Raw genomic sequence first — 25,975 nt, forward strand, 5'->3', positions numbered from 1 at the left:
ATATCGTGGTAGAACCAGCGCCGGGACCGGAGAAACCGCCCCGGCGCTCGGGCCTCAGCTGCCACTTGGCGCCGGTGTTGCCGCAGGTGCGTCACCGCGGTTGCGCATCGCTGCCAGCTCCGCCCGCTCAAGGAAGCCGTCGTTGTTGCGATCGAGGCGCGAGAAGCGCGCGGCGGTACGCTGGTCAAAGGACGCGCGGTCGGGCGCGGCCGTGTCGGGCCTCGCGCCCATCCGTTGCCAGCGACGCTCGGCGCCGGTGGCGAACTCGGCCCGGCTCAGCTTGCCGTCGCCATCGGAGTCCAGTCGCTGGAGCGCGCCTGCCATGCGCCGGCCGCGATCCGGACGCCCGGCCCGCCGCTCGTCGCGGGACAGCGAGCCGTTCCGATCGGTGTCGATCCGCGCAAACCGAGCTTCGGCGCGCGCCACGAACTCGGCACGGCTGACGGCTCCGTCGCCGTTGGCATCGGCTCGTACCCGGGGGGAGGTTTGCTGTGCCGTGGCGGCAACGCCGCCAACAATGGTGCCGATCGCAACTGCGGCTGCCAAGAGGTACTTCATGGTCGTCATCTCCGTCGATACGGCGGGCAATGCGCCCACCCCGACGACCTGTGTCGCCGCGGACGGTCGCGACGCTATGTCGCGGGAGCCTTTACTTTGTCGCGAAGTGTCGCAGCGCTTCAACCAAAGATCGCGACCGCCTGCATGGCGTGGACGACGGGGACGCCGCCGGCGTTCCACAGCGTCATGTGCTGGCTGCTGTGCCCGGCGACCGCCCGCTCGGTTCGCGTCTCCATCAGCCACCAACCGTCGTGCGTCGTCGGAGCGGGGTGGAGCAGATTGACCATCCAGGTCAGCGACGACATCGCGCTGGCACCGCGATTGAGCCGGAAGGCGGCGGGCGGCAGCGCGTCGGCGATCGTCATCACCGCGACCTCGGCGTCGAGTCCCCGCCACTCGTTCAGCCGCACCCAGCGGCGCCAACCTGCCGCCATCGGCGCCGACGGTCCGAACTCCAGGTTGCGGGTGAAGTGCCCGTCAGGACCGTGGCCGGTCTCGATCGGCAGCGGGTCGGTTGCCGGAGGGAGTGTGTCGTGGGCGAGGTTGCCGCCGAGATCGGCCATGAAGACGAAGGTCGCGCGATAGCCGAGCCCCGCCTCGCTGCTGATCTCCACTTCCACGAAGGCGGCATTGCGCCCCCGCCGCAGCCGCCGCGCGCGCGCCTTGACCACGCCCGCGAGCGGCCCGACGAAGGCGACCAGCGCGGATCGGAGCGGCGGCAGATCGGCCTCCGACGCCTTGGCGACCTGAAGTGCCAGCGCCGTGGAGAGCCCACCGAAGGCGGTGCGGCCCTGCAGCCAGTCGGCGGGGATCGTCGCCGACCAGCCGTGATCGTCCTGAACGGCTGCGGCAAGGAATCCGGCAACCGACGTCACGCGAGCACGCGCGCGTCGAACAGCCCGAACATCACGGTCGAGGCGTAGAAGGCGACCGCGCGCTCGCGCGGCATGGTGCCGGCCCATTTTCGCATGTCGAATGCCGCGTTCTGGAGCGCCATCAGCGCCTGGCTGGCGACCAGCGGGTCGACCGCGTGCACCGATCCTTCCGCGATGCCGTCGGCGATCATCCCGGCGAAGCGCCGCGCGATCCGGTTTGAGCGGTCGATCATCACTTCCCGCTCGCCCGCCGGGAGGCCGGAGAGCGCCGTCGTCCGCAGCAGCGGCCCGCGTTCGGAGAACTGGACGTCGAGCAGGGTCGCGACAACGTCCGACAGCATCTGCCACACGCTGCCCGAGCCGTCGTGCGCGCGCGCCTGGGCATCGGCGATGATGTCGAAGCTCCGGCGGTAGCATTCGGCGACCAGCTCGTCCTTGGCGTCGAGATGGTGGTAGAAGCTGCCCTTGGTAACGTTCAGCTCACGCGCGATCTTCTGGACGGAGGCGCCGCGGTAACCGAGCTGGTTGATCAGGGTGGTCGCCGCACGCAGGAAGGCGGCGCGGCCGGGTTCGCGCTCATCATCGTCGAGCGTCAGCAGGTGCGGCGCCCAGCGCGCGCCGGGCGCCGCCAGGCCGCCGCGGAACACGTCCATCAGCCGCGCCTCGACGCGCGGGTACTCGTCGAGCTCGTAGCGGGTCAGCCAGGCGGAGAGCCAGAAGGTGTTCTCCAGAAGCACATGGGCGCGGGCACCGTTCAGGTCCTTGGCCGCACGCTCGGCCGGGTCGCCCCATAACAGGCGCGTATTGCGGAACACGCGCTGCCACCCGGCCATCAGCTTGCCGCGGAACGGCTCCTCCATCGCGCGCAGGTCGGACAGAACGGCAAAGGCGGTCTCCTCGCCGCGCTGAATGCGCGCCAGCCGGTCGAAGTTGATCCGGAGGTAGCGGGCGACGCGCGCTTCCGGCGTCGGCTCGATCATGGCCTCGTCGAGCATCGCCTGAAGGCTGGCGAGCGTATGCTCGAAGCAGGCGGAGGCGAGATCCTCCTTGCGCCGAAAGTAATAGGTGACGCTGGTGGTGTTGAGCCCGACCCGGCTCGCCACGTCGGCAAAGGTCATGCCCTTCGCGCTCTGGTCGTTGATCGCCTCCGCCGCGGCCGCCAGGATCGCGTCACGCTTGGCCGCGAACCGCTTGGTGGATCGGGAAGCGGGGTCGGTCGGGTCAGACGAGGCAGGCATCGCCCGCGATCGTAGCGGCAGGCGTTTCGAAGGCAAAGTGGGTTTCGCCGGCTCAGCCTCAACAAGGACAAAGGCGCGAACTCACCGCTTTACCGAAAAACCGGTATGCCCTAACCAGCGCGGAGGAGAGTTGGAGAGGTGCCTCAGTGGACTTCACGCTGAACGAGCGCGAGACCTATTTCCGCGACCGGGTGCGCGCCTTCATCGCCGCCGAGATCGCCCCGCGCAACCACGAGTATCACCAGCAGCAGCGGGTGGGAGAGCGCTGGAAGGTGCTCCCGGTGATTGAGGATGTTAAGGAGCGCGCCCGCGCCGCCGGCCTGTGGAACTTCTTCATGCCGCCTCACTCGGGCCAGACCCCTGTCGACGACAGCTTCGCGTTCGAGGGTACGCAGCTCAGCAACCTCGAATATGCGCTCTGCGCGGAGGAGATGGGGCGGATCGGCTGGGCGAGCGAGTGCTTCAACTGCTCCGCCCCTGACACCGGCAACATGGAGGTGCTCCACCGCTACGGCACGCGCGAGCAGAAGGAACGCTGGCTGCGCCCGCTGATGGACGGGGCGATCCGCTCCGCCTTCCTGATGACCGAGCCGGCCGTTGCCTCGTCCGACGCGACGAACATCGAGACCAGCATCGTCCGCGACGGCGACGACTACCTTATCAATGGGCGCAAATGGTGGTCGTCGGGGGTGGGCGATCCGCGCTGTGCGGTCGCGATCGTGATGGGGAAGACCGATCCGGACGCCCGCAAGCACGCACAACAGAGTATGATCCTGGTGCCACTCGACACACCTGGTGTGCGGATCGAGCGGATGCTGTCGGTCTACGGCTATGACCACGCGCCGCACGGCCATGGCGAGGTGGTGCTGGCGGACGTGCGGGTCCCTGCCGCGAACCTGCTGCTGGGCGAAGGCCGCGGGTTTGAGATCGCACAGGGACGGTTGGGCCCCGGGCGCATCCATCATTGCATGCGCACGATCGGGGTCGCGGAGTCCGCGATCGAGGCAATGGCGAAGCGGCTGCTCTCACGCGTCGCGTTCGGCAAACGGATCGCCGACCATTCGATCTGGGAACAGCGGATCGCCCGCGCGCGGATCGACATCGAAATGACGCGCCTGCTCTGCCTCAAAGCCGCCGACATGATGGACAAGGCGGGGAACAAGTCGGCGCAGCTGGAGATCGCCATGATCAAGGTCGCAGCGCCGACGATGGCGCTGCAGATCCTGGACGATGCGGTACAGGCGCACGGCGGTGGCGGTGTGTCCGACGACTTTCACCTGGCGCACGACTGGGCCGCGATACGCACGCTGCGCTTCGCCGACGGCCCCGACGAGGTCCATAACCGTGCGATCGCTCGGGCGGAGTTCGGGAAACATGCCGATCCCCAACTGACGCGGTAGGCGAACGGATGGGACCCATCTTCAATCCTGTCCTCGTGCTTGCGGGCTTGTTCTGCTGGTGCGCAGCGCTGTTCTTCGGGCGAACAAAGCGGACCCGGGAACGGCTTGCATTAGGGGGACTGCTCGCGTTCGCGCTGTTCGCTGCAAGCAGCATCACTGACGGCGGCTTTGATCTGTAGGAGGTACGGTGAGGGCAGCTGTCCTGTTCGAAGCCAAGACGCCGCTCCAGATCGAGGAGGTGAGCGTCGCAACGCCGCGCGCGCACGAGGTGCTGATCCGCACCGCCGCGGTCGGGGTCTGCCGATCGGACCTTCACTTCGTCGACGGCGCCTATCCGCATCCCGTGCCGACCATTCCGGGCCACGAGGCGGCGGGGGTTGTCGAGGCGGTCGGCAGTGAGGTCACGACGCTCCGCGCCGGCGACCACGTCGTCACCTGCCTCAGCGTCTATTGCGGCAGCTGCGAGTTCTGTGTCACCGGCCGGCTCTACCTGTGCCTCGGCGCGGGCACCCGTCGCGGCAAGGCGGTGGCGCCGCGCCTCATGCTCGGCGACAAGCCCGTCGCGCAGATGCTCAACCTGTCCGCCTTCGCCGAGCAGATGCTGGTGCACGAGCATGCCTGCGTGGCAATCGACCGCGACATGCCGCTCGATCGCGCGGCGCTGATCGGGTGCGCGGTGACGACGGGGGCTGGAGCGGTGTTCCACTGCTGCGACCTGTCACCCGGCGAGACGGTGGCGGTGGTCGGCTGCGGCGGGATCGGCCTCGCTGCCGTGAACGCTGCCCGGATCGCTGGCGCCAGCAGGATCATCGCGATCGATCCGGTGCCAGAAAAGCGCATCCTGGCTGAGCACTTGGGCGCAACCCACAGCGTTGACGCGCTAAGCGACACCGCCGCCGACGAGGTGGTGGAGCTCACCCGCGGCGGCGTCCACCACGCCATCGAGGCGGTTGGCCGCCCGCAGTCCGCCGCCACCGCGGTCAAGGTGCTGCGCCGCGGCGGTACCGCGACGATCCTCGGCATGATGCCGCTGAAGGAGCAGGTCGGGCTGTCGGCGATGGACCTGCTCGCGGGCAAGAAGCTGCAGGGCGGCCTGATGGGCGGCAATCGATTCCCGGTCGATATTCCGCGGCTAGTCGACTTCTACCTGCGCGGGCTGCTCGACCTCGACAGCATCATCGGCGAACGGCTGCCGCTCGAGCGGATCAACCACGCCTTCGACGAGCTGCGCCGCGGCGACGCAACCCGCAGCGTGGTGGTGTTCGCGTGAGCGACGTGCCGCAAACGGTGGAGGTGGCCGACAAGGACCGGCTCGACATGGCGGCGCTGACTGCGTGGATGCACGCCAACGTGCCCGGCTTCACGGGGCCGCTCACCTACGCCAAGTTCGCGGGCGGGCAGTCGAACCCGACGTATCGCCTAGACAGCCCGTCAGGCGCCTATGTGCTGCGCCGAAAACCGTTCGGCGCGCTGCTGCCGTCCGCCCACGCGGTCGATCGCGAGTACCGGCTGCTCGTCGGACTTCACCCGACCGGCTTCCCGGTCGCGCGACCATTCGGCCTCTGCACCGACCCGGCTGTGATCGGGGCGATGTTCTACGTCATGGACTATGCCGGCGGGCGCAATCTGTGGAACGGCACGCTGCCGCAGCAGTCGCCGGCCGAGCGTACAGCGCTCTACAACGCGATGTGCGACACGCTCGCCGACCTGCATGCCGTTGATCCCGCCGCCGCGGGGCTCGGCGACTATGGCAAGCCCGGCAACTACTTCGAGCGGCAGGTCGCCCGCTGGACCAAGCAGTACCGGGCGTCGGAGACCGAGCATATGCCCGAGGTCGAGCGGCTGATCGCCTTCTTGCCCGCGACGTTGCCGCCGCAGGAGCGCACCAGCATCGTCCACGGCGACTACCGGATCGACAACCTGATCTTCGCGCCCGACCGGCCGCAGGTCATCGCGGTGCTCGACTGGGAGCTCTCCACGCTCGGCGATCCGCTCGCCGACTTCAGCTACTTTCTTATGAACTGGGTGACGCCGCCGGAGGGTCGCGCGGGGATCGCTGGCTGCGACGGTGCGGACACCGGCATCCCGACGATGGCCGAGATGGTCGAGCGCTACTGCGGGCGCACCGGCCGCGCGGGCGTTCCCGACCTCGACTGGTACTTCGCCTACAACCTCTTTCGCCTGACCGGGATCGTTCAGGGTGTGAAGAAGCGGATCGTCGATGGCACGGCCTCCAGCGCGCAGGCGGCGGCGACCGCGGCGCGGGTCGGACCGCTCGCCGCCGCGGCGTGGTACTTCGCGGAGCGCGCCGGCGCATGACCGCGCGCTTTGCGGGCCGGACGGTGATCGTCACCGGCGCCGCGTCGGGAATCGGCCGCGCCGCCGCGCAACTGTTCGCGCAGGACGGAGCCCGGGTCGTCTGCGCCGACGTGAGCGAGGAAGTGGCCGCGACCGCCGCGGCGATCGGCGAGGCGGCCAGCCCGCTTCGGGTCGACGCGGGCCACGAGGCCGACGTGGTCCGGATGGTGGATCACGCGATCGCCTGGACCGGGCGGCTCGACGTCATGGTCGCGAACGCCGGCATCTCGGGCGGTCTCGCCACCATCTTCGATACCGATGTGGCGCTGTTCACGGAGGTGCTGCGCGTCAACCTCCTCGGGCCGTTCCTCGCGATTAAGCACGCCGCGCCGCGCGTTGCCGAGGCGGGCGGCGGTGCGATCGTGCTGACCGCGAGCGTCGCGGGGCTGCGCTCGGGCGCGGGTTCACCTGCCTATTCGGCGTCGAAGGCGGGGGTGATCAATCTGGCGCAGGTCGCCGCGCAGCAGCTGTCGGGATCGAACGTCCGGGTCAATGCGATCTGCCCGGGTCTGACGGAAACCGGCATGACCCGGCCGACCTTCGATTACGCGCGCGAGGTCGGGAAGGCGGATCGGCTCGGTCGCCTCAATCCCCTGCGCCGGGGTGGTCAGCCGGAAGAGCTGGCGGAAGTCGTCACCTTTCTCGCATCCGACGCCGCGAGCTACGTCAACGGCCAGGCGATCGTCGTCGACGGCGGGCTATCGTCGAGCCATCCGATCACGCGCCAGGAGTACGGCAAGACCACGGTGTGACTTGAGCGCGTCATCTCATGAGCGCATAGCTCGCTCATGATCGCGCTGCTGCTGATGGCCCAGGCGGCCGTTGTTCAAGTTCCTCACACCCCACCGGCACCGCCGGTCCCGCCGCCGATAGGCACGTCACCCCCGTCGATCGGCCCGTCGCTTATCGATTTCCGTGCCGGACCGGTGCGGTGCGCCGGGCAGGAGGTTGCCGCAACCGCGCCGATCCGGCCGATACCGGCGCTCGGCACCGTCCGAACGGAGACGACGATCGCGCCGTTCGCGATCGAGTTCGACATCGGCGCGGACGGTCGGACCCGTTCGATCAGGCCTGCCACCCGACCGCAGCCCACGCCCTTCATCGCAACGGACGACCTGCAACCGGCCGTCGCCGCCGCCCGCTTCGCCCCAGGGTTCCCCCGTACCCGCTGCAACGTCCAGTTCGAGGTCGTCGCCGTGCCCGTCGAGCAAGCGCCCATCGCGCTGATACACCGCTACTATTCACTGCCGCATCAGCGTGGCTACGGGGAGCAGGCGGTCGAGCGGCGCATCCGCGATGAGCTCGCGACGTGCAATGCCGGCGGGCCACCGGTTATGCTGCTGCGCGCGTTTCCCGATTTCGAGCGCATACCGCAAGCGCCGGGCGCCCTGTCGATGACGATGGTTGGGTTCGACATCGGTCGCGATGGCCGCCCAACTCGGGTTCGAACGGAGACCAGCGACGGCAACCCGGCGCTTGATGCGGCAGGACGGTCGGCGGTTGCGCAATCCCGCTTCCGCGCCGGGGCGGCCAGGACCGGCTGCACCTATCCCTACCACCGCCGTCAGACGGAGCCGGTCGCGGCTCCCTCGCTTCCAGAGCTGGCCAGCTATCGTCCGGCCGGTTCTACGTGCGAGGCACTGGACGAAGACTGGACGCTACCGCCCCGCATGACCTTTCCCGCACCGTTCGGGCGTCGCGCGATCGAAGGGGTAGCCGTGGTCCGCTACGATGTCGCACCCTGGGGCCAGACCGGCAACGTCGTCGTCCTCGCGAGCGAACCAGCCGCCGCCTTCGGCACGGAGGCGCAACGCATCGTGCAGCAGGCACGGCGCGCGCCGAGCGCGACCGGCGCCACCGGCTGCGTCGAGCGAGTCGTCTTCAAGCTGCCGGGACGCGGGACCGACGCGCCGGTCGACTGACCGCTAGCGCCGCCGCATCAATCCTTCCTGCGCGGTGCTCGCGACCAGTCGCCCGTCGCGCGTGAAGATGCGGCCGCGATTAAAGCCGCGGGCGTGGCCGGACCAGGGGCTGTCGGTCGTGTAGAGCAGCCATTCGTCGGCGCGAAACGGCTCATGCAGCCACACCGCGTGGTCGAGGCTCGCGGTCTGGATGCGGTCGGTCAGCCAGCTCACCCCGTGCGGCAGCATCGCGGTCCCGAGCAGCGCGAAGTCGGACGCGTAGCTGAGCGCGGCGCGGTGCAGGACCGGATCATCGGGCAGCGTGCCGCACACCCGAAACCAGCTGTGCCACACCGGCGCCGCCGGTTCCGGGTGCATCAGCAGCCGCGGCGAGACGGGGCGCAGTTCGATGGGACGGGCGCGGAGCAGGAAGGGGCGGAGCTTTTCCGGCAGCTCGTCGACCTGCTGCTGGCGCAGCGCACGTTCGGACAGCAGATCCTCAGGCGGCGGCACGTCGGGCATCGCGTCCTGATGGTGCAGGCCATCCTCCGGCACCTGAAACGACGCTGCCATATTGAGGATCGGTCGGCCGCGCTGCATTGCGATCACGCGCCGCGTCGCGAAGCTGCGCCCGTCGAAGTCGCGCACCACGCGGAAGATGATCGGCAGCTCCTCCTCCCCCGCGCGCATAAAATAGGCGTGGAGCGAGTGTGCGACCTTGTCGTCCTCGACCGAACGCTGCGCCGCCTGCAGCGCCTGCGCGATCACCTGCCCGCCGAAGACGCGGCCGACCCCGCCCGGCTGGCGCGCGCCGCGATACAGGTCGGTGTCGATCGCCTCGACGTCGAGCAGCGCGACGAGCTCGGCAACCAGTTCGTCAGGCGTGCGGTCCGGGTAATGTGCCATGGGGCGCCTGTGGCCCCCGCCGGCGCTGCCGGTCAATATCCGCTCTTGCGGGCGAGCAGGTCGGCGTGGAAGTTCGCGTCGCCGAACATTTCCGCGAGCACGCGCGCGCGCTTCATGTAGAAGCCGATGTCGTACTCGTCGGTCATGCCGATCCCGCCGTGCATCTGGATGCCTTCCTGCACCGCCAGCGTGGTTGCGAGCCCGGTCATCGCCTTCGCGACCGAAACGGCTCCGTCCGCACGATCGTCGCCGGTATCGAGCAGCTGCGCCGCCTTCAGGACCGCGGCCCGCGCGACCTCCATCTCGGCGTAGAGGTGCGCCGCGCGGTGCTGGAGCGCCTGGAAGCTGCCGATCGCGACGCCGAACTGCTTGCGTTCCTTCAGGTAGCCGACCGTCATGTCCATCGCGCCGCCGCCGACGCCCAGCAGCTCGGCCGAGGCCCCCGTGCGTCCCGCGGAGAGTAACCGGTTAAGCGGCGCCCAGCCGCCGTCCACCTCGCCGATCACCGCGTCGGCATCGACCTGCACATTGTCGAACGTGACGCGGGCGGCGATGCTTGAGTCGGCGAGGCGCTCCGGGCTGGCCGTCAGGCCGGCGGCATCCTTCTCGACGGCGAACAGCGTCACGCCGTCCTGCTCGCTCGCGGCACCGCCCGTGCGGGCGGCCACGATCAGCAAGTCGGCGACGTGGCCGTGAGTCACGAATTGCTTGGCGCCGGACAGGGTGAAGCCGTTGCCGCTGCGGGTCGCGGTCATGACGATGTCGGTGCGATGCTTCGCGCCCTCGTCGATCGCGAGCGCGGCAACCGTCTCACCGGCGACGATACCGGGGTACCAGCGCGCGGCGTGGGCCGTGCCCTTCAACGCCTCAACCGCCGCGACCGCAGTGGTGAGAAAAGGGGAGGGCGACAGGTTCCGGCCGATCTCCTCCAGCACGATGCCCGCCTCGACATGGCCGAGCCCGAGCCCGCCCGCGTCCTCCGGCACGAGGATGCCGGTGAAGCCCATCTCCGCGAACTGCTTCCACAGGTCTCGGCTGAAGCCGGTCGGGTCGTTGCTGTCCCGCAGGCTCCGCAGGTGGCTGACCGGCGCGGCCTCGGCGACGAAGTCCTTCGTCGTGTCGCGGAGCATTGCCTGTTCGTCGTTGAGGAAAAGGGGCATTTCACGTCCGTTCGTCATCCAGGCGACGGCCGGGATCCAAGGTCCCGAACGACACCGCTTGTGGCTCCGGACTCCGGCCTTCGGGCCCCGTCAAAGTAGTAGTTTGACGGGGAGCCCTGCGCCGGAGTGACGGCTTAAGAAGGCAGTTCCAGGATCCGCTTGGCAATGATGTTGAGCTGCACCTCGCTGGTGCCGCCCTCGATCGAGTTGGCCTTGGTGCGCAGCCACTGGCGCGCCGCGGCGCCGCCGCGCGAGGCTTCGCTCTCCCATTCGAGCGCGTCCGACCCGCGCGTCGCCATGATCAGCTCGTGGCGCGCCTTGTTCAGCTCGGTGCCGTAATACTTCATCGTGCTCGGCTGCGCGGGGTGCGCGCGGCCGGCCTTGAGCTCGTCGATGAAGCGCTCCGACATCGCCGTGAACGCCCGCGCCCGGACCTCAAAGGTCGCGATCTGCGCGCGGAGCAGCGGATCGGCGAGGCGACCGTCGGCGTCGAGGCCGATCGTGGCGATTGCGCCCTCGATCAGCGGATTGCCGCCGGTGCCGCCCAGGCCCATGCCCGAGATCATCTCACGCTCGTGGCCGAGCAGATACTTCGCGACGTCCCAACCCTTGTTAAGCTCGTGGACCAGGTTCTCCTTGGGCACCTTCACATTGTCGAAGAAGGTCTCGCAGAAGGGGGAATAGCCGCTGATCAGCAGGATCGGCTTGGTCGACACGCCCTCGCTCGCCATGTTAAACAGGACGAAGCTGATGCCTCCCTGCTTCGACTTTTTGGACGTGCGGACCAGGCAGAAGATCCAGTCGGCTTTGTCGGCGTAGCTGGTCCATACTTTCTGCCCGTTGACCACGAAGTGGTCGCCCGCGTCCTCGGCCCAGGCCTGCAGCCCCGCCAGATCGGAGCCCGCGTTCGGCTCCGAATAGCCCTGACACCAGCGGATCTCGCCGCGCGCGATCTTCGGCAGGTGCTCGAGCTTCTGCGCCTCGCTCCCATACTTCAGCAGCGCCGGGCCGAGCATCGAGATCCCGAAGCTGTTGAGCGGGTTGCGACAGCGCAGGCGCGCTATCTCCTCGCGCAGAATCTTGGTTTCGGCGGCCGACAGCCCGCCGCCGCCGTACTCCTTCGGCCAGTCGGGCACGGTCCAGCCTCGCGCAGCCATGCGGTCCATCCACGCCTTCTGATCGGGCGACAGCATCGACTGATCGCGCCCACCCCAAACGGCGTCCTTCTCCGAACGCACCGGTTCGCGCATCGAGGGCGGGCAGTTCTCCTCCAGCCAGGCGCGGGTGTCAGCGCGGAAGGTGTCGAGGTCAGTCATGGCATCCTCTCTCACGCCGTTCGTGCTGAGTAGGGGCTGAGCGAAGTCGAAGACCCGTATCGAAGTACTGACACCTATCCTTCGATACGCCGGTTCGACTTGGCTCAGCGGCTACTCAGGACAAACGGAACTACTTGTTGAACCGCTCGCCCTTCTCCGCCTTGTCGCGGAGGAGCTTCGACACCTCGAACCCGTGCTTCTCCAGCCCGGCGACGATCGTCTTCAGCCCGACCGTGTCCGCCCAGAACATCGGACCGCCGCGGTACGGCGGCCAGCCGTAGCCGTAGATCCAAACCACATCGATGTCCGACGCACGCTGCGCCTTGCCTTCCTCCAGGATGCGGGCGCCCTCATTCACCATGGTGTAGAGCGTGCGCTCGACAACCTCCTCGTCGGTGATCTCGTGCTGCGGCGTGTTGGTCTTCGCGCGAAAGTCGTCGATGATCTCGGTGACTCGCGGGGAGGGCGAGGGGGTGCGCTTCTCATCATAGTCGTAGAAGCCGGCGCCGGTCTTCTGCCCCCAACGGTTCTCGGCGGCGAGCGCGTCGCGGATGTTCTCGATCCGGCTAGGATCACGGTGCCAGCCGATGTCGACGCCCGCCAGGTCGGCCATCTGGAACGGACCCATGGGCATGCCGAAGTCGACGTGGACCTTATCGACCTGCGCCGGCGTCGCGCCCTCGTGGAGCAGCTTCATCGCCTCCATCTGGCGCGGGATCAGCATGCGATTGCCGATGAAGCCGTAACAGACGCCCGCCACCACCGCGACCTTCCGGATTTTCTTGGCGAGGTCCATCACCGTCGCGAGCACGTCGGGCGCGGTCGCGTCGCCACGCACCACCTCCAACAACTTCATGACGTTGGCGGGCGAGAAGAAGTGCATGCCGACCACGTCGCCGCGTCGCTTGGTCACGCTCGCGATCTCGTTTATGTCGAGGTAGCTGGTGTTGGAGGCGAGGATCGCGCCCGGCTTGGCGATGCCGTCCAGACGCGTGAAGATGTCCTTCTTGACACCCATCTCCTCATACACCGCCTCGATGATGAGGTCGCACTCGCCGAGTGCGTCGAAGTCGAGCGTGGGGGTGAGCAGGCCCATCGCCTGCTCGACCTGCTCTGGCTTCAAGCGACCCTTGGCGGCGCTCGCCTCGTAGTTCTTGCGCATCACGCCGGCGCCGCGGTCGAGCGCCTCCTGCTTCATCTCCACGATCGTCACCGGGATGCCGGCGGACAGGAAGTTCATGGATATACCGCCGCCCATGGTGCCGGCGCCGATCACGCCGACCCGCTTGATCGGGCGCAGCGTCGTGTCCTCGGGCACGTCGTCGATCTTGGACGCCTTGCGCTCGGCGAAGAAGATGTGGCGCTGCGCGGCAGACTGCACGCCCATGATCAGCTTCATGAAGCTCTGCCGCTCGCGCTGGACACCCTCGACGTAGGGGAGGGCCGCGGTCGCCTCGATCACATCGATGATCTCAGCGGGCGCGTCGTAGCCGCGGAAGCGCTTGGCGTTGGCGGCGCGGAACGTGTCAAACACGCCCGGTTCGACGGTCATCGGCTTCTCGCTGGCGCGTGGCAGCGGGCGAGTATCGGCGACGTCGCGGGCGAAGGCGACCGCGTCGGCCAGCAGACTGTCCTCGCCCGCGAGCCGGTCGACCAGCCCGGCAGCCTGCGCCCTAGTGGCCGGGATCGATGCGCCCTTCGTCGCGAGTTCCAGCGCGACCTCGACGCCCGCCACACGCGGCAGGCGCTGGGTGCCTCCGGCGCCGGGCAGGATGCCGAGCTTGACCTCGGGCAAGCCGAGCTTCGCGGACGACACCGCGATCCGGTAGTGACAGCCGAGCGCCACTTCGCAGCCGCCGCCCAGCGCCGTGCCGTGGATCGCCGCCACGATTGGCTTGTCCGCTGCCTCAATCTGGTCGACCAGGGTTGGCAGCATCGGCTCCTGCATCGGCTTGCCGAACTCGCTGATGTCGGCGCCGGCGAAGAAGGTGCGGCCGGCGCACGCGATCACCATCGCAGTCACGTCAGGGTCGGCGAGCCCCTGCTCAACCGCGGCGGCCAGCCCCTGGCGCACGGCGGCGCCAAGCGCGTTCACCGGCGGGTTGTTCGACGTAATGACAAGGACGCTGCCGTCCTTCGCCGTCGTGATCGGATCGGTCATGCATTCCCCTCACAGCCTTGGCGCGACCCATACCCCCGTTTCGAAACATTGCCCCGACCCGAGGTGGGTAGATGCGCGACTCTATCGCCTTGAGCGCGGGTGTAATCAACTCTAAACCGGTCACACAACCGGCCTTTGCGCCCAAACCCTATATTCAACTGGAGAGCAACACCGTGGCCGACGAACCGCTTATCCCGCTCGATCCGGCCTGGCCGCACCTGTCGCTTGAGCAGGTCCGCGCGGCACTCTGCGCGCCGGGGCAGATGTTCGAGATGGAGACGGTGGCGGTGAATGGTGTGCCCACCCGCGTGTGGAAGAACGCGCCGGCCAACCTCCAGCTAATGATCCAGCTCGCCCGCGGCTTCGGCACGCAGCCGTTCGCCGTCTACGAGGAGGAGCGCGTCAGCTACGAGGCGCTGTACCGTGCAGTAGCGGCGCTGGCGCGCCGGCTGCAGGCGATGGGTGTGGGAAAAGGGGATCGCGTCGCGCTCGCGATGCGCAACCTGCCTGAGTGGCCGGTGATCTTCTTCGCCACCGTGTCGATCGGCGCGATCCTGGTGCCGCTCAACGCTTGGTGGGCGAGCGGCGAGCTCGAGTACGGGATCAACGATTCGGGCGCTCGCCTCCTGTTCGTCGATGCGGAACGTCACCGCCGATTGGCGGACTGCTACGACCGACTGAACGGCGTCGAGCGGGTGGTCGCCTCACGGCTGAGCGAGGAGCCGGGCGGCAAGGCGGTGTCGCTTGAATCGCTGATCGGCGCTGCCGGCGACTGGAATGGCCTCGCTGACGAGGGCTTGCCGGAGGTGGCGATCGCGCCCGACGACGACGCCACCATCTTCTACACCAGCGGCACCACCGGATCGCCGAAAGGCGCGCTCGGCACCCACCGCAATCTCGCTACCAACATCCTCTCGTCGGCTTATACCGCAACGCGGGCTGTGCTTCGCCGCGGCGAGCCGGTGCCGCCGCCCTCGCCCAAGGTGGCGCTGCTCGTCATTCCGCTGTTCCACGTCACCGCGTGCAGCGCAATGATGACGGTGGCGATCGCGACCGGCAGCACGCTGGTCTTCATGCGCAAGTGGGAGCCGGAAGCGGCGATGCAGCTGATCGAACGCGAGCGGGTGACGCTCACCGGCGGCGTCCCGACCATCGCGTGGCAGCTGATCGAGCATCCCGCGCGCGCCAGATACGACCTTTCTTCGCTGGAGGCGATTTCCTACGGCGGCGCCCCGTCCGCGCCCGAGCTGGTCAAGCGCATCCACCAGGAGTTCGGCGCGCTGCCCGGCAACGGCTGGGGCATGACGGAGACCATGGCGACCGTCACCCAGCACATGGCCGAAGATTATCTGAACCGCCCGACCAGCGCCGGCCCGCCGGTTGCGACCGCCGACCTGAAGATCATGGACCTGGACGGGACCCGCGAGCTGCCGGTCGGGGAGGTCGGCGAGCTGTGGGCGCGCGGGCCGATGGTCGTGAAGGGCTATTGGAACAAGCCGGAAGCGACCGCCGCCACCTTTGTCGACGGCTGGGTCCGAACCGGCGACCTCGCGCGGCTGGACGAGGAGGGCTTCCTCTACATCGTCGACCGCGCCAAGGACATGATCATCCGCGGTGGCGAGAACATCTACTCGTCGGAGGTGGAGGATGTCCTCTACGCTCACCCGGCGGTCACCGACGCGGCGCTGGTCGGTATTCCCCACCGCTCGCTGGGGGAGGAGCCGGCGGCGGTCGTCCACCTGGCGCCCGGCCATCAAGTGAGCGAGGCGGAGCTCCAAGACTGGGTCCGTGCGCGGCTCGCCGGCTTCAAGGTGCCCGTTGCGATCCGTTTCAGCGACACGGTCCTGCCGCGTAACGCCAACGGCAAGATCCTGAAGACCGAGCTGAAGACGATGTTCGCGGACCGAATCGCGGCGTAACTCCACGCAGTCGGTCGTGCTGAGCTTCTGGGAGCACGTTCGCGCTGCGCATGCCCTCCGACAAGCTCAGGATGCGCTGATCACAGCGTGATCTCGTATTCGATTGGCTTGAAGCTTCCGTTGTTGGACTGAAGCGCCGAGCAGGCGGTCAGGCCGATGATCAGGTCCATCTTCGCCACGAACGCTATCCGATCGCCCGCGCGGCTGCGTGGCGGGTCGACGCTGATCGCGCCGGTCGCCCCGTCCACCGCGACGTTCATGAAGCAGTTGAATGCGGTCGGGATCGCGTCGGGGTGGATGCCCCACGGCGCCAGGGCCGCGGCCAGGTTCCCGAAGCAGCCGCGATGCGGGTCGGTGTCGCCGTAGATGATGCGGAACGTGTCCTTGGAACACGGCGTCAGCAGAAAGTCGTGACGCCCGACCGTATCGTCGAGGATCTCCAGCATGACCTTGCTGCGGTTAGAGTAGAGCGGGTCGCCGGTCGTCAGGTAGATGCGGCTGGCGTAGTCGAGCGTGCGCCCCGACGAGATCACCTCCGCAGGGTCGGCCAGGTTGTAGGCCAGCAGGTCGGCGACCTGCTCGCCGCGCGGATCGTAGACGGTCAGCGTCTCGCCCGCCTTCAGCTCAAACCCCGCGCCTGATCGCGGCGCGATCTCATGCCGCATCGTCGACCGCCCGGCGTCCGCTGAACGGGCAGCGCCAGCCGTCCTCGACCGCCCGGCCGCTGTACTGGCGCGCCTCGGAGATCGATCCGTGGCGCGCCAGCATCGGGTTCTCCGATCCCGCCAGCGCCACGTCGCGGGTGAGGATCGAGTCGCGTAGCTTCTCGTACCTGCCTTCTGCCCGCAGCCGCTCGAACTGGTCGTGGAGGTTGAAGACGAGTGCCGGGACATGGAAGCGCCGCGCCGGGCGGCTGGCGGCGGGGTGGAGCCCGACCACAAAGAATCCTTCGCCCGCAAAGCTCAGCGAGAAATGGGGATCGTCGGGATCGTCGCTGACCCGCGGATCGGGCTCCTGGCCAAGCCAGTCATCCTTCTGCGACAAGGAGCCGAGGCGAGCCCAAAGATGCTTCTCGAACGTGGCCTCGTCGTCCGGAACCCCGCCCTCGAACAGCAGCACAAACGAGCGGAATAGTTCCGGGTTGTCGCGGTAATCGCCCACGAACCGGTACAGCGCGGAATAGATGCGCAGGTCGTCCCACGCGGAGGTGAGGTCGCGCGCAACCACGAAGCGCATATTGCCTCGCGAAAGCGCCGACTTGGCGCCCACGCAGGGGAAAGCGGGATCGCGAATGAATTGCTGGAACTCGATGGCGAGCGGATGGTCTTGCTGGAACTGAGCGGGCAACATGGCCGCTATATCGTTCGCCCGGCGGATTCGTTGCGTCCTCCCGCCATGACTCTAACGTGGATCAATGACTATCGTTGATCCCCGGCCTGCGGGAGATTGCCGGATGAAGAGTGGATTGTTCCTACGCGGGCGGCGGCGGCAGCAGCTGAGCGGGGAGGAGCAGCGTGCGCTGGAAGACGCGATCAGCGACGTGAAGCGGGTACCCGCGCGCACCCTGCTGGTGCGGGCAAACGATCAGCTGCAGCAGAGCATGCTCCTGCTATCCGGCTTCGCCTGCCGCTACATGGATGATCGCACCGGTCAGCGGCAGCTGCTGTCCGTGCACGTTCCCGGCGATTTCCTGGACCTCCACGGCTTTCCGCTCGTGCGACTCGACCACGACATCGCGACGCTGACCGCGGTCGAGATCGCAACCGTCCCGCACGCCCGCCTGATGCAGCTTGTGCAGCGCTTCCCGCACCTCGCGCGGCTGCTATGGTTCAGCACGCTGCTGGATGCCGCCATGCACCGCGAGTGGATCTTCCGGCTCGGCCGCCTCGACGCCGCCGGGCGGGTCGCGCACCTGCTCTGCGAGACGCATGAGCGGCTGCGCGCGGTCGGGATGGCGGCGGACGACAGCTTCGATTTCCCCCTCACCCAGCAGGACATCGGCGAGGCGTGCGGCCTCACCAGCGTCCACGCCAACCGGACGGTCGCCCGGCTGCGCACCGAAGGTCTGGCGACGGTCGCGCGCCGCAAGGTCCAGGTCCATGATCAGGCGCAGCTGCTCCGCCTGGCGGAGTTCGCCCCCGACTATCTCTACCTGGACGACCTCGGCGGCGAAGCGGTGGAAGCCTAGGAGCGCGTTCGCTCGACCGCCGCACGCCAGCCCGCGAGCCGCGCGATGCGTGTCTCCTCGGTCATGCGCGCCTCGAAACGCTCAACCGCCCCCCGCATCGCGGCCGCCTCCTCCAGCGTCCGGAACAATCCGCACCCGACGCCCGCCAGCATCGCTGCGCCGAGCGCCGTCGTCTCCACGAAGGCCGGCCGCTCGACCGGCAGGGCCAGCACGTCGGCCAGGTCCTGCGCCATCCAGTCGTTGGCGACCATGCCGCCGTCGATCCTGAGCGTTGCCCAGTCGGCGCCGTCGGCGGCGAAGGCGCGCTTCAGGTCGGCCGCCTGGTGCGCCATCGCCTCCAGCCCGGCCCGGACGATGTGCGCGCGCGTTGCAGCAAAGCTGAGCCCGGACAGCGTGCCGCGCGCGTCCGGGTCCCACCAGGGCGCACCAAGCCCGGCCAGCGCCGGAACCAGGTACACGCCCGCGGTGTCGGAAACGCTGCGCGCCAGCGCCTCGCTCTCCGGCGCGGCGTCGAGCAGGCCGAGCGCGTCGCGCAGCCACTGCATCAGGCTGCCGGCGACGAACACCGATCCCTCCAGCGCATACGCCCGGCGCCCGCCGATCTGCCACGCGACGGACGCGAGCAGGCGGTGCTGCGACACGGGGACGCGCGTGCCGAACTGGGTCAGCACGAACGCGCCGGTGCCGAACGTCGCCTTGGTGTCGCCGGGGTCGAGGCAGGCCTGGCCGATGGTCGCCGCCTGCTGGTCGCCCGCCAGGCCGCAGATCGGGATCGATCCGCCGAACAGCGTCGTCCGCCCGACCTCACCTGCGCTGTCGACGATCGTGCCGAGGCTCGCACGTGGCACGTCGAACAGCGCCAGCAGCCCGTCGTCCCACTGCCCGCTGCCGAGCCCCATCAGCAGCGTGCGCGACGCGTTGGTGGCATCGGTGACGTGGACGCCGCCGGTCAGATTCGAGACGAGCCAGCTCTCCACCGTCCCGATCGCGAGCGCGTCCCCCGCCTCGCCAAGTGCGGGCCAGTGCGCGCGCGCCCAGGCGATCTTGGTGCCGGAAAAGTAGGGGTCGAGCAGCAGCCCGGTACGCGCCTGCACGCCCGGTTCTTCCCCGGCCTCCTTCAGCCGGCGACACAGCGCGGCGGTACGGCGGTCCTGCCACACGATCGCGGGGGCGAGCGGCTCACCGGACCGCTTGTTCCAGAAAACCACCGTCTCGCGCTGGTTGGCGATCCCGATCCCGGCGACGCGCTCAGGCCCGCCCACCGCGGCGATCACCGTCGCGACGCACGCCTGCGACTTTGCCCAGATCTCCGCCGCGTCATGCTCGACGTGGCCGGGCGCCGGATAGGACTGGGTTAGCGGCAGCGCTTCGGCGGCCAGCAGCGTGCCGGTCGGCGCAAAGGCCATCGCCCGCGTCGACGTCGTCCCCGCGTCGATGACCAGCAGCACCTCTCCCATCACCGCCGACACTATCCGGGATTACACGTCGGGGGAATAAGCGTAGGATCGCCGGATCACGGGAGGGCAGGGGCAAATGGATCAACCGCGGACCGGGCAGATGAGCATCGACGAGGAGCCGGCGACCGCGGAGGAGCTGCGCCGTGATCGGCTGCTCGCCGCACTGACGCTCATCGCCGGGGCCGGACTGCTGCTCGCCATGCCGTTCGCGCTGCAGGCCGGGGCGACCTTCTTCCTGCCGACCACGGCCGCGATCGTGATCTCGATTGCGATGGTGCCGATGCTGGAGTGGATGGAGCGGCGCCGGGTGCCCTCCGGCCTGGCGGCGCTGCTGTGCGTGCTGCTGTTCCTCGCGGCGGTGAACGTGGCGCTCGCCTCCATCGTCGTGCCCGCATGGCAGTGGGTCCGCATCCTTCCCGAGCGGATCGACCAAATCCAGACCAACCTCTCGCCGCTGATCGACCTTTATTCCAATCTGGAGCGGTTCGTGAACAAGACGCTGCGCCAGATGGCGTCGGCGCCGCAGCGGCAGCAGGTCGCCCCGGTGGCGCCGCCGCGCTCGATCGTGGAGCTGTTCGCGACCTCCGCGCCGTCCGCGTTCATCGAGATGTTCTTCGCGGTGCTGGTGATCTACTTCTTCCTCGCCGGCTGGACCCGGACGCGCCGGGCGGCGATCACGCGGCGCTCCAGCTTCGGCGGCGCGATGGCGACCGCGCGCGTGATCCAGGACGTGGTCGACGACACGTCGGCCTATCTCGGCACGATTACGCTGATCAACCTGACCCTCGGGCTGATCGTCGCGGCGCTGCTCTACCTCATCGACATGCCGACGCCGCTGATGTGGGGCGGGATCGTCGCGCTGCTAAATTACATTCCCTATTTCGGGCCAATCCTGGCGGCGGCGCTGCTCGCGCTGGGCGGGCTCATGACGTTCAACGACATCTGGTGGGCGCTGCTGCCCGCCGCGATCATGGCGATCGCGCATCTGATCGAGGCGAACGCGATCACCCCGTTCGTGGTCGGTCACCGCCTGACGATCAGCCCGATCCTGATCCTCATCTCCTTGAGCTTCTGGGGCTGGGTGTGGGGCACGCCCGGCGCGCTGCTGGCCGTGCCGCTGCTCATCATCATCCAGACGGTGCTGGGCGCGGCGGGCAAGCCGGACATCGCCGGCTTCCTGTTCGAGCACGGCACGCTGGTGAAGGATCCGCGCGACACGGTGCCGCTCCACGCCATCCGGCGCGAAAATGATGCGGATGCGTAATTTGTGGAAAGGGCGTGTTGACACCCCCGGAGGCCCCATCTAACAGCCGCGCTCTCGCAAGCGAGCGGGTGTAGCTCAGTTGGTTAGAGCGCCGGCCTGTCACGCCGGAGGTCGCGGGTTCGAGCCCCGTCACTCGCGCCACTTGTCCCCTAGGACGATGGCTTTTTCCGCCGCTTGCGCTGCCCGGACTCAGCCGCGCCAGCGCCCCGTTTCCATCCACCGGAGCGCCGGCCCGAGCGGCAGGATCCAGATGATCCCGGCAATCAGGTAGATCAGCGCCTGGACCAGCGCCGGCAGGCTGCCGACCACGCGCGAGAAGCTTGCGATGACCACAATCCAAGCGGTCAGATAGGCTAGGATGCCGAGCGCGCCGGCGGGCTTGCGCCAGCTCGGCGTCACTGAACCATCCCGCGCTCGGTCACGACAGCGTGTAGCGGCACGTCCCACGCCTCCGTCTCGAGCTGGAGCAGGTGCTGCGCCGACCACGCGACGCCCAGCCGCCAGGCGTCGGGAAAGCGAGCAAAGGCGCGGTCATAGTGACCGGCACCCTGGCCCAGGCGGTTGAGCCGATCATCGAAGGCGACCAGCGGGGTCAGGATGATGTCGGGCGCGACCTCCGGCGCGGCGGCGTCCGGCTGGCGCAGCCCGAGGGCACCGACCGGCAGCGGATCGGCTTCGCGCCACAGCAGGAAGCGCAGCGGCGCGGTCCGGCTCTCCACGTGCGGGAGGACCAGTGTGCAACCGGCGAGCCGCGCGGCCGCGGCAAGCGGGGCCGGATCGGCCTCGCTCCCGACCGCAATATAGGAGGCAACCACGCTGTCGGCGGTCAAACGGTCGAGGAAGACCGCCGGCGGCGCGATCATCGCGTCGCAGGTCATGGCGAAGGCGTCCCGCTCGGCCCGCATCCGCGCGCGCAGAATCCGCTTCTCGTCGCTCACAACAGGGAAGGACCAGGTGGGGTGGCGGGACCACCATGGCCGTTTGCCGGGTTATCCACTGACGCACGGTACGTCAGGTGGGGACCATGTGCTTTGGACCAGGATCCTAGCAGGGACAGCCCCCTTGGATGATGAATAGCCTCAGGGATAATAAGGGCTCGTACCGGGCAGTGCCCGCCGTTTGACAACTTAGGCAGGCGCCACGTCTTTCTCAAGGGCGGTCGCGAGGCTCTCCAGCCGTCCCGCGATTCGTTCCAGGACGGCGGCGCTGACCCCGCCACCCGGCGCGCGTTCCGCCTCGGCGAGCTGGTCGGCGAGCAGCAGCGCGACGAACAGCATCATGCGCTCGCCTCCCGGCGCACCGGCGGCGCGCGCGGCGTTCGCTGCATGCGCGTCGAGCCGGCGGCCGAGCGCCTCCAGCGACGCTTCCTCGCCGTCGCGGCAGGCGACCTGGTGGGCGCGCTCGCCCACCCTCAGCGTGACCATCGCCATTACGCTTCCTCCGCCAGGATCAGGGCGTCGAGCGTCGCGATCGCCTCCGCGACGCGCGTGCGCAGCGCGTCGTTGCGGGCCTCGCTGGCGCTCAGAAGGTCGCGGTAGCGCGAGGCGGCCGCCTCGATGCGGGCAAGCGCGCTGTCGATCCGGTCGAGCGCGTCGGTGGGCGGTGCATCCGTCATCGACCCCGATTAGCACGGCTTGCGGACCGGACAAGCCGCGGCCCGCCCGGTTGACGCGGGGAGGCGACGATGCGCAAAGGCGCCGTCGCGCGACGACTCCGTTGCTCCGCGCCAATGGTTTTTTCCGGGATGCCCCGGCCGACATGCGCGCGGCCTGCGTGTCCTCGCCACGCTGACAGGAGAACAGGCATGACGAAGGTTGCGATCAACGGGTTCGGACGGATCGGTCGACTGGTCGCCCGCGCGATCCTGGAGCGGCCCGACTGCGGGCTGGAGCTCGTCACGATCAACGACCTCGCCGATGCCAAGTCGAACGCGTGGCTGTTCAGCCGCGACAGCGTCCACGGCAAGTACCCGGGCGCCGTCTCGGCGGAGGGCAGCGACCTGGTCATCGACGGCAAGCACATCAAGGTGACGGCCGAGCGTGATCCCGCCAACCTGCCGCACGCGGCGAACGGGGTCGAGCTGGTGCTGGAGTGCACCGGCTTCTTCACCGACCGCGCCGCGTGCGAGAAGCACCTGGCGGCGGGTGCCAAGAAGGTGCTGATCTCCGCGCCCGGCAAGAACGTCGACCTGACCGTCGTTTACGGCGTCAACCACGACAAGCTGGAGGCTGGGCACACGATCGTGTCCAACGCCTCGTGCACCACCAACTGCCTGGCGCCGGTCGCCAAGGTGCTGAACGACGCAATCGGGATCGAGCGCGGGCTGATGACCACGATTCACGCCTACACCAACGACCAAAAGATCCTGGACCAGATCCACCCGGATCTGCGCCGCGCGCGCGCCGCGGCCATGAACATCATCCCGACCACCACCGGTGCCGCGCGTGCGGTGGGCGAGGTGCTGCCCGAGCTGAAGGGCAAGCTCGACGGCTCCGCGGTACGCGTGCCGGTGCCGGACGGCAGCCTGGTCGACCTGACCTTCACGCCCAAGCGCGACACCACCAAGGAGGAGGTCAACGGCCTGCTCAAGGCGGCGGCCGAGGGCGCGATGCAGGGCGTGCTCTTCTACAGCGAGGACCCGCTGGTCTCGATCGACATCGTCCACACGCCGGCGTCGTCGACAGTCGACAGCCTGGAGACGGCCGTGCTCGACGGCAAGCTGGTGCGGGTCGTCAGCTGGTACGACAATGAGTGGGGCTTCTCCAACCGCATGGTCGACACGGCTGGTGTCATGGCGAAGCTGGGGTAAGTCCGGTCCATGCACCCACGCCGTTGGTGTCGAGTAGGAGTCGAGCGCAGTCGAGAGCCCGTATGGAGACAGGGCTGTTCTCGATCCGCCATCTCGACAAGCTCGACGGCTACTCGAACCGAACGGAGGTGCTAGGGATGGGCACCCTGATCGGCATCGCACGCCACGCGCGCCCGAAGGCGGCGATGGAGCTGGTCGATCACGTCCGCGTCACGCGCGAGGCGGGGATCGCCGGCGACTTCCGCGGCGCGATGCGGGGCAAGCCGTACAAGCGGCAGGTGACGCTGCTCGAGCGCGGGGACTGGGACGCGGCGATGGCGGAGGTGGGGCACACGCTGCCCTGGCAGGAGCGGCGATCCAACCTGCTGGTCGAGGGTGTGGACCTCCCGCAGGTGCCGGGCGTGCGGCTGCGGATCGGGGCCGACCTGGTGCTGGAGATCACGCGCGAGACCGATCCATGCGAGCGGATGGAGGCGCTGGCCGAAGGATTGCGTGCCGCGCTGCTGCCGGACTGGCGCGGCGGCGTGTGCGCGATGGTCGTAGAGCCCGGCACGATCGCGATCGGGGATGCCATTGTGGTCCTTTCCCAATCCGTTCGTGCTGAGTAGGGACTAAGCCCAAGGCGAAGGCCCGTATCGAAGTACTGCAACCTGCGGGTTTTTCGATACACCGTTTCGACTTCGCTCAACGGCTACTCAGGACGAACGGAGTGTTTGTGGCGCGACCCTTCAAGACGCTGGACGACATGGGCGAGATCGCCGGCAAGCGCGTGCTGGTGCGCGAGGACCTGAACGTGCCGATGGCGGACGGCAAGGTCACCGACGACACCCGCCTGCGCGCGACCTTCGCGACGGTGACCGAGCTGTCGGATCGCGGCGCGGTCGTGCTGGTGCTGGCGCACTTCGGCCGGCCCAAGGTGCCCTCGCCCGAGCACTCGCTGGCGCTGGTGACCAAGCCGTACGAGGCGGTGCTCGGCCGCCCGGTGCGCTACATCGACTGGGAAGCCACGGAGGCGGTCGACACGCTTCAGCCCGGCGACATCGGCCTGCTGGAGAACACCCGCTTCTTCGGCGGCGAGGAGCGCAACGATCCGGCCGTCGTGGAGCGGTTCGCGGCGCTCGGCGACCTCTACGTCAACGATGCCTTCTCCGCCGCACATCGTGCCCACGCTTCGACCGAGGGCCTCGCCCACAAGCTGCCGGCGTTCGCGGGGCGGGCGATGGAGGCGGAGCTCGATGCGCTCAACAAGGCGCTCGGCAGCCCGGAGCACCCGGTTGCCGCGGTGGTCGGCGGCGCCAAGGTGTCGACCAAGCTCGACGTGCTGAAGCAGATGGTGAGCAAGGTCGATCACCTGATCATCGGCGGCGGCATGGCCAACACCTTCCTGGCGGCGCGCGGGGTGAACGTCGGCAAGAGCCTGGCCGAGCACGACCTGACCGGCACGGCCGAGGAAATCCTGGAGGCGGCCGAGCGCGCCAACTGCACCGTGCATCTGCCCTATGACGTGGTGGTCGCGACCGAGTTCCGCGCCAACCCGCCGGTGCGCACCGTCAACGTCCACGAGGTCGCCGCCGACGAGATGATCCTCGACATCGGCCCGGCCGCGACCGAGGCGCTGGCCGACGTGCTGAAGACCTGTCGCACACTGGTGTGGAACGGCCCGCTCGGCGCCTTCGAGACGCCGCCGTTCGACACTGCCACCGTTGCGCTCGCGCGAACGGCGGCGGCGCTCACCAAGGAGGGGTCGCTCGTGTCTGTCGCCGGCGGCGGCGACACGGTGGCGGCGCTCAACCAGGCCGGGGTGGCGGATGCCTTCACTTTCGTGTCGACGGCGGGCGGCGCCTTCCTGGAGTGGATGGAGGGCAAGGACCTGCCCGGCGTCGCGGCTCTGATGCGCGCCGACTAAACGGCCGGCGCCTTCTCGTTCAGCAGCGGTATGACGTGCCCGTTGAGCTCGTCCAGCGAGAAGGCGCCGGCCGCCGCGTAGCGAATCCGGCCGCTGCGATCGATGATGATGTTATACGGCACGGCAGTGACCGCGCCGTACGGTCCCTTGATCGATCGTGCGGACGGGATCGCCATGGCGGCGAATAGCGGCTTCAGCCGGTAGAGCGGCAGCGAGTCCTCCGTCGTGATCGCGTAGACGCTCAGGCCATGCTTGCGGGCCGCGCGATAGTAGGTGTCGAGGAGCGGCAATTCGGTGCGGCACGGCACGCACCAGGTCGCCCAGAAGTTGATGATGACGACTTGCCCGCGCAGCGCGTCGCGGGTGACTTGCGTCCCGTTCATCAGCTTGAGCGTGAAATCCGGCGCGAGCTTGTCGACCTGGATGGAGCGCGGCGCCTTCTCCTCGACCGGTGTCGCGCCGAGCGAAGCCAGCGCTACCATCGCGGCAACGATCCTGATCGCGCTCGTCATCCTGCTCTTGCCCCCATTTGCCCCGGACGGAACAGAACACAGCGATT

At 68.6% G+C, this 25,975-nt stretch carries 27 protein-coding genes and 1 tRNA gene; 13 read left to right on the top strand and 15 right to left on the bottom strand.

Annotated elements, in window-relative coordinates; translation table 11 throughout:
- Window positions 1–54: 54 nt before the first annotated feature.
- The 3 genes from CRO12_RS14195 to CRO12_RS14205 all read right to left on the bottom strand — a co-directional run bounded on the left by CRO12_RS14195 (window position 55) and on the right by CRO12_RS14205 (window position 2,671).
- Window positions 55–558, bottom strand: a complete 504-nt coding sequence (locus CRO12_RS14195; protein WP_179641043.1) for an EF-hand domain-containing protein — start codon at window positions 556–558, stop codon at window positions 55–57.
- 119 nt (window positions 559–677) lie between these two features.
- Window positions 678–1,433: a thioesterase family protein gene (locus CRO12_RS14200; RefSeq protein WP_097064709.1), complete on the bottom strand. Its 756-nt coding sequence runs from the start codon at window positions 1,431–1,433 to the stop codon at window positions 678–680.
- Entirely contained in the window at window positions 1,430–2,671 is a 1,242-nt protein-coding gene (locus tag CRO12_RS14205) for a TetR/AcrR family transcriptional regulator (protein ID WP_097064710.1), read from the bottom strand. Before CRO12_RS14205 ends, CRO12_RS14200 begins: the two co-directional genes overlap by 4 nt.
- Window positions 2,672–2,817: 146 nt before the next feature.
- Between CRO12_RS14205 and CRO12_RS14210 the strand changes: the two genes are divergently transcribed.
- Genes CRO12_RS14210 through CRO12_RS14230 form a run of 6 tightly spaced genes read left to right on the top strand, consistent with a single transcriptional unit; the run spans window position 2,818 to window position 8,351 of the window.
- Window positions 2,818–4,071 carry an acyl-CoA dehydrogenase family protein gene (locus CRO12_RS14210; protein ID WP_097064711.1) on the top strand — a complete coding sequence of 418 codons (1,254 nt, stop codon included), beginning with the start codon at window positions 2,818–2,820 and terminating at the stop codon, window positions 4,069–4,071.
- A gap of 8 nt (window positions 4,072–4,079) precedes the next feature.
- Window positions 4,080–4,250 (top strand): hypothetical protein, encoded by a 171-nt coding sequence (locus CRO12_RS18055; protein WP_179641044.1) that lies wholly within the window; start codon window positions 4,080–4,082, stop codon window positions 4,248–4,250.
- Window positions 4,251–4,258: 8 nt separating this feature from the next.
- A complete protein-coding gene (locus CRO12_RS14215; RefSeq protein ID WP_097064712.1) occupies window positions 4,259–5,341 on the top strand; it encodes a Zn-dependent alcohol dehydrogenase in 1,083 nt (360 codons plus the stop codon).
- Window positions 5,342–5,388: 47 nt separating this feature from the next.
- Entirely contained in the window at window positions 5,389–6,390 is a 1,002-nt protein-coding gene (locus tag CRO12_RS14220; protein WP_425443036.1) for a phosphotransferase family protein, read from the top strand.
- Entirely contained in the window at window positions 6,387–7,181 is a 795-nt protein-coding gene (locus CRO12_RS14225; RefSeq protein WP_097064714.1) for an SDR family NAD(P)-dependent oxidoreductase, read from the top strand. Before CRO12_RS14220 ends, CRO12_RS14225 begins: the two co-directional genes overlap by 4 nt.
- Before the next feature lie 36 nt (window positions 7,182–7,217).
- On the top strand, window positions 7,218–8,351 hold the full coding sequence (locus CRO12_RS14230; protein WP_097064715.1) for an energy transducer TonB: 1,134 nt from the start codon (window positions 7,218–7,220) through the stop codon (window positions 8,349–8,351).
- 3 nt (window positions 8,352–8,354) lie between these two features.
- Here the strand turns inward: CRO12_RS14230 and CRO12_RS14235 are convergent, their stop codons facing one another.
- From CRO12_RS14235 to CRO12_RS14250, 4 genes are all read right to left on the bottom strand, one after another.
- Window positions 8,355–9,236 (bottom strand): acyl-CoA thioesterase, encoded by an 882-nt coding sequence (locus tag CRO12_RS14235; protein ID WP_097064716.1) that lies wholly within the window; start codon window positions 9,234–9,236, stop codon window positions 8,355–8,357.
- A 32-nt stretch (window positions 9,237–9,268) separates the two neighbouring features.
- The gene (locus CRO12_RS14240; protein ID WP_097064717.1) at window positions 9,269–10,396 is read right to left on the bottom strand and encodes an acyl-CoA dehydrogenase family protein; all 1,128 of its coding nucleotides are present in this window, start codon (window positions 10,394–10,396) and stop codon (window positions 9,269–9,271) included.
- 134 nt (window positions 10,397–10,530) lie between these two features.
- Window positions 10,531–11,712 carry an acyl-CoA dehydrogenase family protein gene (locus CRO12_RS14245; protein ID WP_097064718.1) on the bottom strand — a complete coding sequence of 394 codons (1,182 nt, stop codon included), beginning with the start codon at window positions 11,710–11,712 and terminating at the stop codon, window positions 10,531–10,533.
- A gap of 130 nt (window positions 11,713–11,842) precedes the next feature.
- Window positions 11,843–13,873: a 3-hydroxyacyl-CoA dehydrogenase NAD-binding domain-containing protein gene (locus CRO12_RS14250; RefSeq protein WP_097064719.1), complete on the bottom strand. Its 2,031-nt coding sequence runs from the start codon at window positions 13,871–13,873 to the stop codon at window positions 11,843–11,845.
- Window positions 13,874–14,046: 173 nt separating this feature from the next.
- Here CRO12_RS14250 and CRO12_RS14255 point away from each other — a divergent pair, with 173 nt between their 5' ends.
- On the top strand, window positions 14,047–15,792 hold the full coding sequence (locus tag CRO12_RS14255) for a class I adenylate-forming enzyme family protein (protein ID WP_245858531.1): 1,746 nt from the start codon (window positions 14,047–14,049) through the stop codon (window positions 15,790–15,792).
- Between the two features lie 80 nt (window positions 15,793–15,872).
- Here the strand turns inward: CRO12_RS14255 and CRO12_RS14260 are convergent, their stop codons facing one another.
- Both CRO12_RS14260 and gntA read right to left on the bottom strand, forming a co-directional pair.
- Window positions 15,873–16,457: a DUF1989 domain-containing protein gene (locus tag CRO12_RS14260; protein ID WP_097064721.1), complete on the bottom strand. Its 585-nt coding sequence runs from the start codon at window positions 16,455–16,457 to the stop codon at window positions 15,873–15,875.
- The gene (gntA, locus tag CRO12_RS14265; protein ID WP_097064722.1) at window positions 16,447–17,142 is read right to left on the bottom strand and encodes a guanitoxin biosynthesis heme-dependent pre-guanitoxin N-hydroxylase GntA; all 696 of its coding nucleotides are present in this window, start codon (window positions 17,140–17,142) and stop codon (window positions 16,447–16,449) included. The genes CRO12_RS14260 and gntA overlap by 11 nt, the downstream gene beginning before the upstream one ends.
- A gap of 103 nt (window positions 17,143–17,245) precedes the next feature.
- Between gntA and CRO12_RS14270 the strand changes: the two genes are divergently transcribed.
- Window positions 17,246–17,980 carry a Crp/Fnr family transcriptional regulator gene (locus CRO12_RS14270; RefSeq protein WP_097064723.1) on the top strand — a complete coding sequence of 245 codons (735 nt, stop codon included), beginning with the start codon at window positions 17,246–17,248 and terminating at the stop codon, window positions 17,978–17,980.
- Here CRO12_RS14270 and CRO12_RS14275 read toward each other — a convergent pair.
- Window positions 17,977–19,437, bottom strand: a complete 1,461-nt coding sequence (locus tag CRO12_RS14275) for an FGGY family carbohydrate kinase (RefSeq protein ID WP_097064724.1) — start codon at window positions 19,435–19,437, stop codon at window positions 17,977–17,979. The genes CRO12_RS14270 and CRO12_RS14275 overlap by 4 nt on opposite strands.
- 100 nt (window positions 19,438–19,537) lie before the next feature.
- Between CRO12_RS14275 and CRO12_RS14280 the strand changes: the two genes are divergently transcribed.
- Together CRO12_RS14280 and CRO12_RS14285 are read left to right on the top strand one after the other, a co-directional pair.
- Window positions 19,538–20,701 carry an AI-2E family transporter gene (locus CRO12_RS14280; RefSeq protein WP_245858532.1) on the top strand — a complete coding sequence of 388 codons (1,164 nt, stop codon included), beginning with the start codon at window positions 19,538–19,540 and terminating at the stop codon, window positions 20,699–20,701.
- Window positions 20,702–20,765: 64 nt separating this feature from the next.
- Window positions 20,766–20,842, top strand: a tRNA-Asp gene (locus CRO12_RS14285).
- A 48-nt stretch (window positions 20,843–20,890) separates the two neighbouring features.
- Here CRO12_RS14285 and CRO12_RS14290 read toward each other — a convergent pair.
- The 4 genes from CRO12_RS14290 to CRO12_RS14305 all read right to left on the bottom strand — a co-directional run bounded on the left by CRO12_RS14290 (window position 20,891) and on the right by CRO12_RS14305 (window position 22,316).
- Window positions 20,891–21,100: a DUF2842 domain-containing protein gene (locus CRO12_RS14290; RefSeq protein WP_097064726.1), complete on the bottom strand. Its 210-nt coding sequence runs from the start codon at window positions 21,098–21,100 to the stop codon at window positions 20,891–20,893.
- Window positions 21,097–21,639, bottom strand: coding sequence for a 5-formyltetrahydrofolate cyclo-ligase (locus tag CRO12_RS14295; protein WP_097064727.1), 543 nt, complete (start codon window positions 21,637–21,639; stop codon window positions 21,097–21,099). The genes CRO12_RS14290 and CRO12_RS14295 overlap by 4 nt, the downstream gene beginning before the upstream one ends.
- 189 nt (window positions 21,640–21,828) lie before the next feature.
- The gene (locus CRO12_RS14300) at window positions 21,829–22,131 is read right to left on the bottom strand and encodes a cell division protein ZapA (protein ID WP_097064728.1); all 303 of its coding nucleotides are present in this window, start codon (window positions 22,129–22,131) and stop codon (window positions 21,829–21,831) included.
- Complete coding sequence (locus CRO12_RS14305; protein ID WP_097064729.1) at window positions 22,131–22,316, bottom strand: hypothetical protein; 186 nt, start codon at window positions 22,314–22,316, stop codon at window positions 22,131–22,133. The genes CRO12_RS14300 and CRO12_RS14305 overlap by 1 nt, the downstream gene beginning before the upstream one ends.
- 189 nt (window positions 22,317–22,505) lie before the next feature.
- Between CRO12_RS14305 and gap the strand changes: the two genes are divergently transcribed.
- From gap to CRO12_RS14320, 3 genes are all read left to right on the top strand, one after another.
- Window positions 22,506–23,510 (top strand): type I glyceraldehyde-3-phosphate dehydrogenase, encoded by a 1,005-nt coding sequence (gene gap, locus CRO12_RS14310; protein ID WP_097064730.1) that lies wholly within the window; start codon window positions 22,506–22,508, stop codon window positions 23,508–23,510.
- 137 nt (window positions 23,511–23,647) lie between these two features.
- Window positions 23,648–24,118, top strand: a complete 471-nt coding sequence (locus CRO12_RS14315; RefSeq protein WP_179641073.1) for an MOSC domain-containing protein — start codon at window positions 23,648–23,650, stop codon at window positions 24,116–24,118.
- A 107-nt stretch (window positions 24,119–24,225) separates the two neighbouring features.
- Complete coding sequence (locus CRO12_RS14320) at window positions 24,226–25,416, top strand: phosphoglycerate kinase (protein ID WP_245858533.1); 1,191 nt, start codon at window positions 24,226–24,228, stop codon at window positions 25,414–25,416.
- On the opposite strand, the gene CRO12_RS14325 is transcribed toward CRO12_RS14320, so the two are convergent.
- Window positions 25,413–25,928 (bottom strand): TlpA family protein disulfide reductase, encoded by a 516-nt coding sequence (locus tag CRO12_RS14325; RefSeq protein WP_097064732.1) that lies wholly within the window; start codon window positions 25,926–25,928, stop codon window positions 25,413–25,415. The two genes, CRO12_RS14320 and CRO12_RS14325, sit on opposite strands and share 4 nt — an antisense overlap.
- Between the last annotated feature and the right edge of the window lie 47 nt (window positions 25,929–25,975).

This window comes from Sphingomonas guangdongensis (genome assembly GCF_900199185.1).
Taxonomy (GTDB): Bacteria; Pseudomonadota; Alphaproteobacteria; order Sphingomonadales; family Sphingomonadaceae; genus Sphingomonas; species Sphingomonas guangdongensis.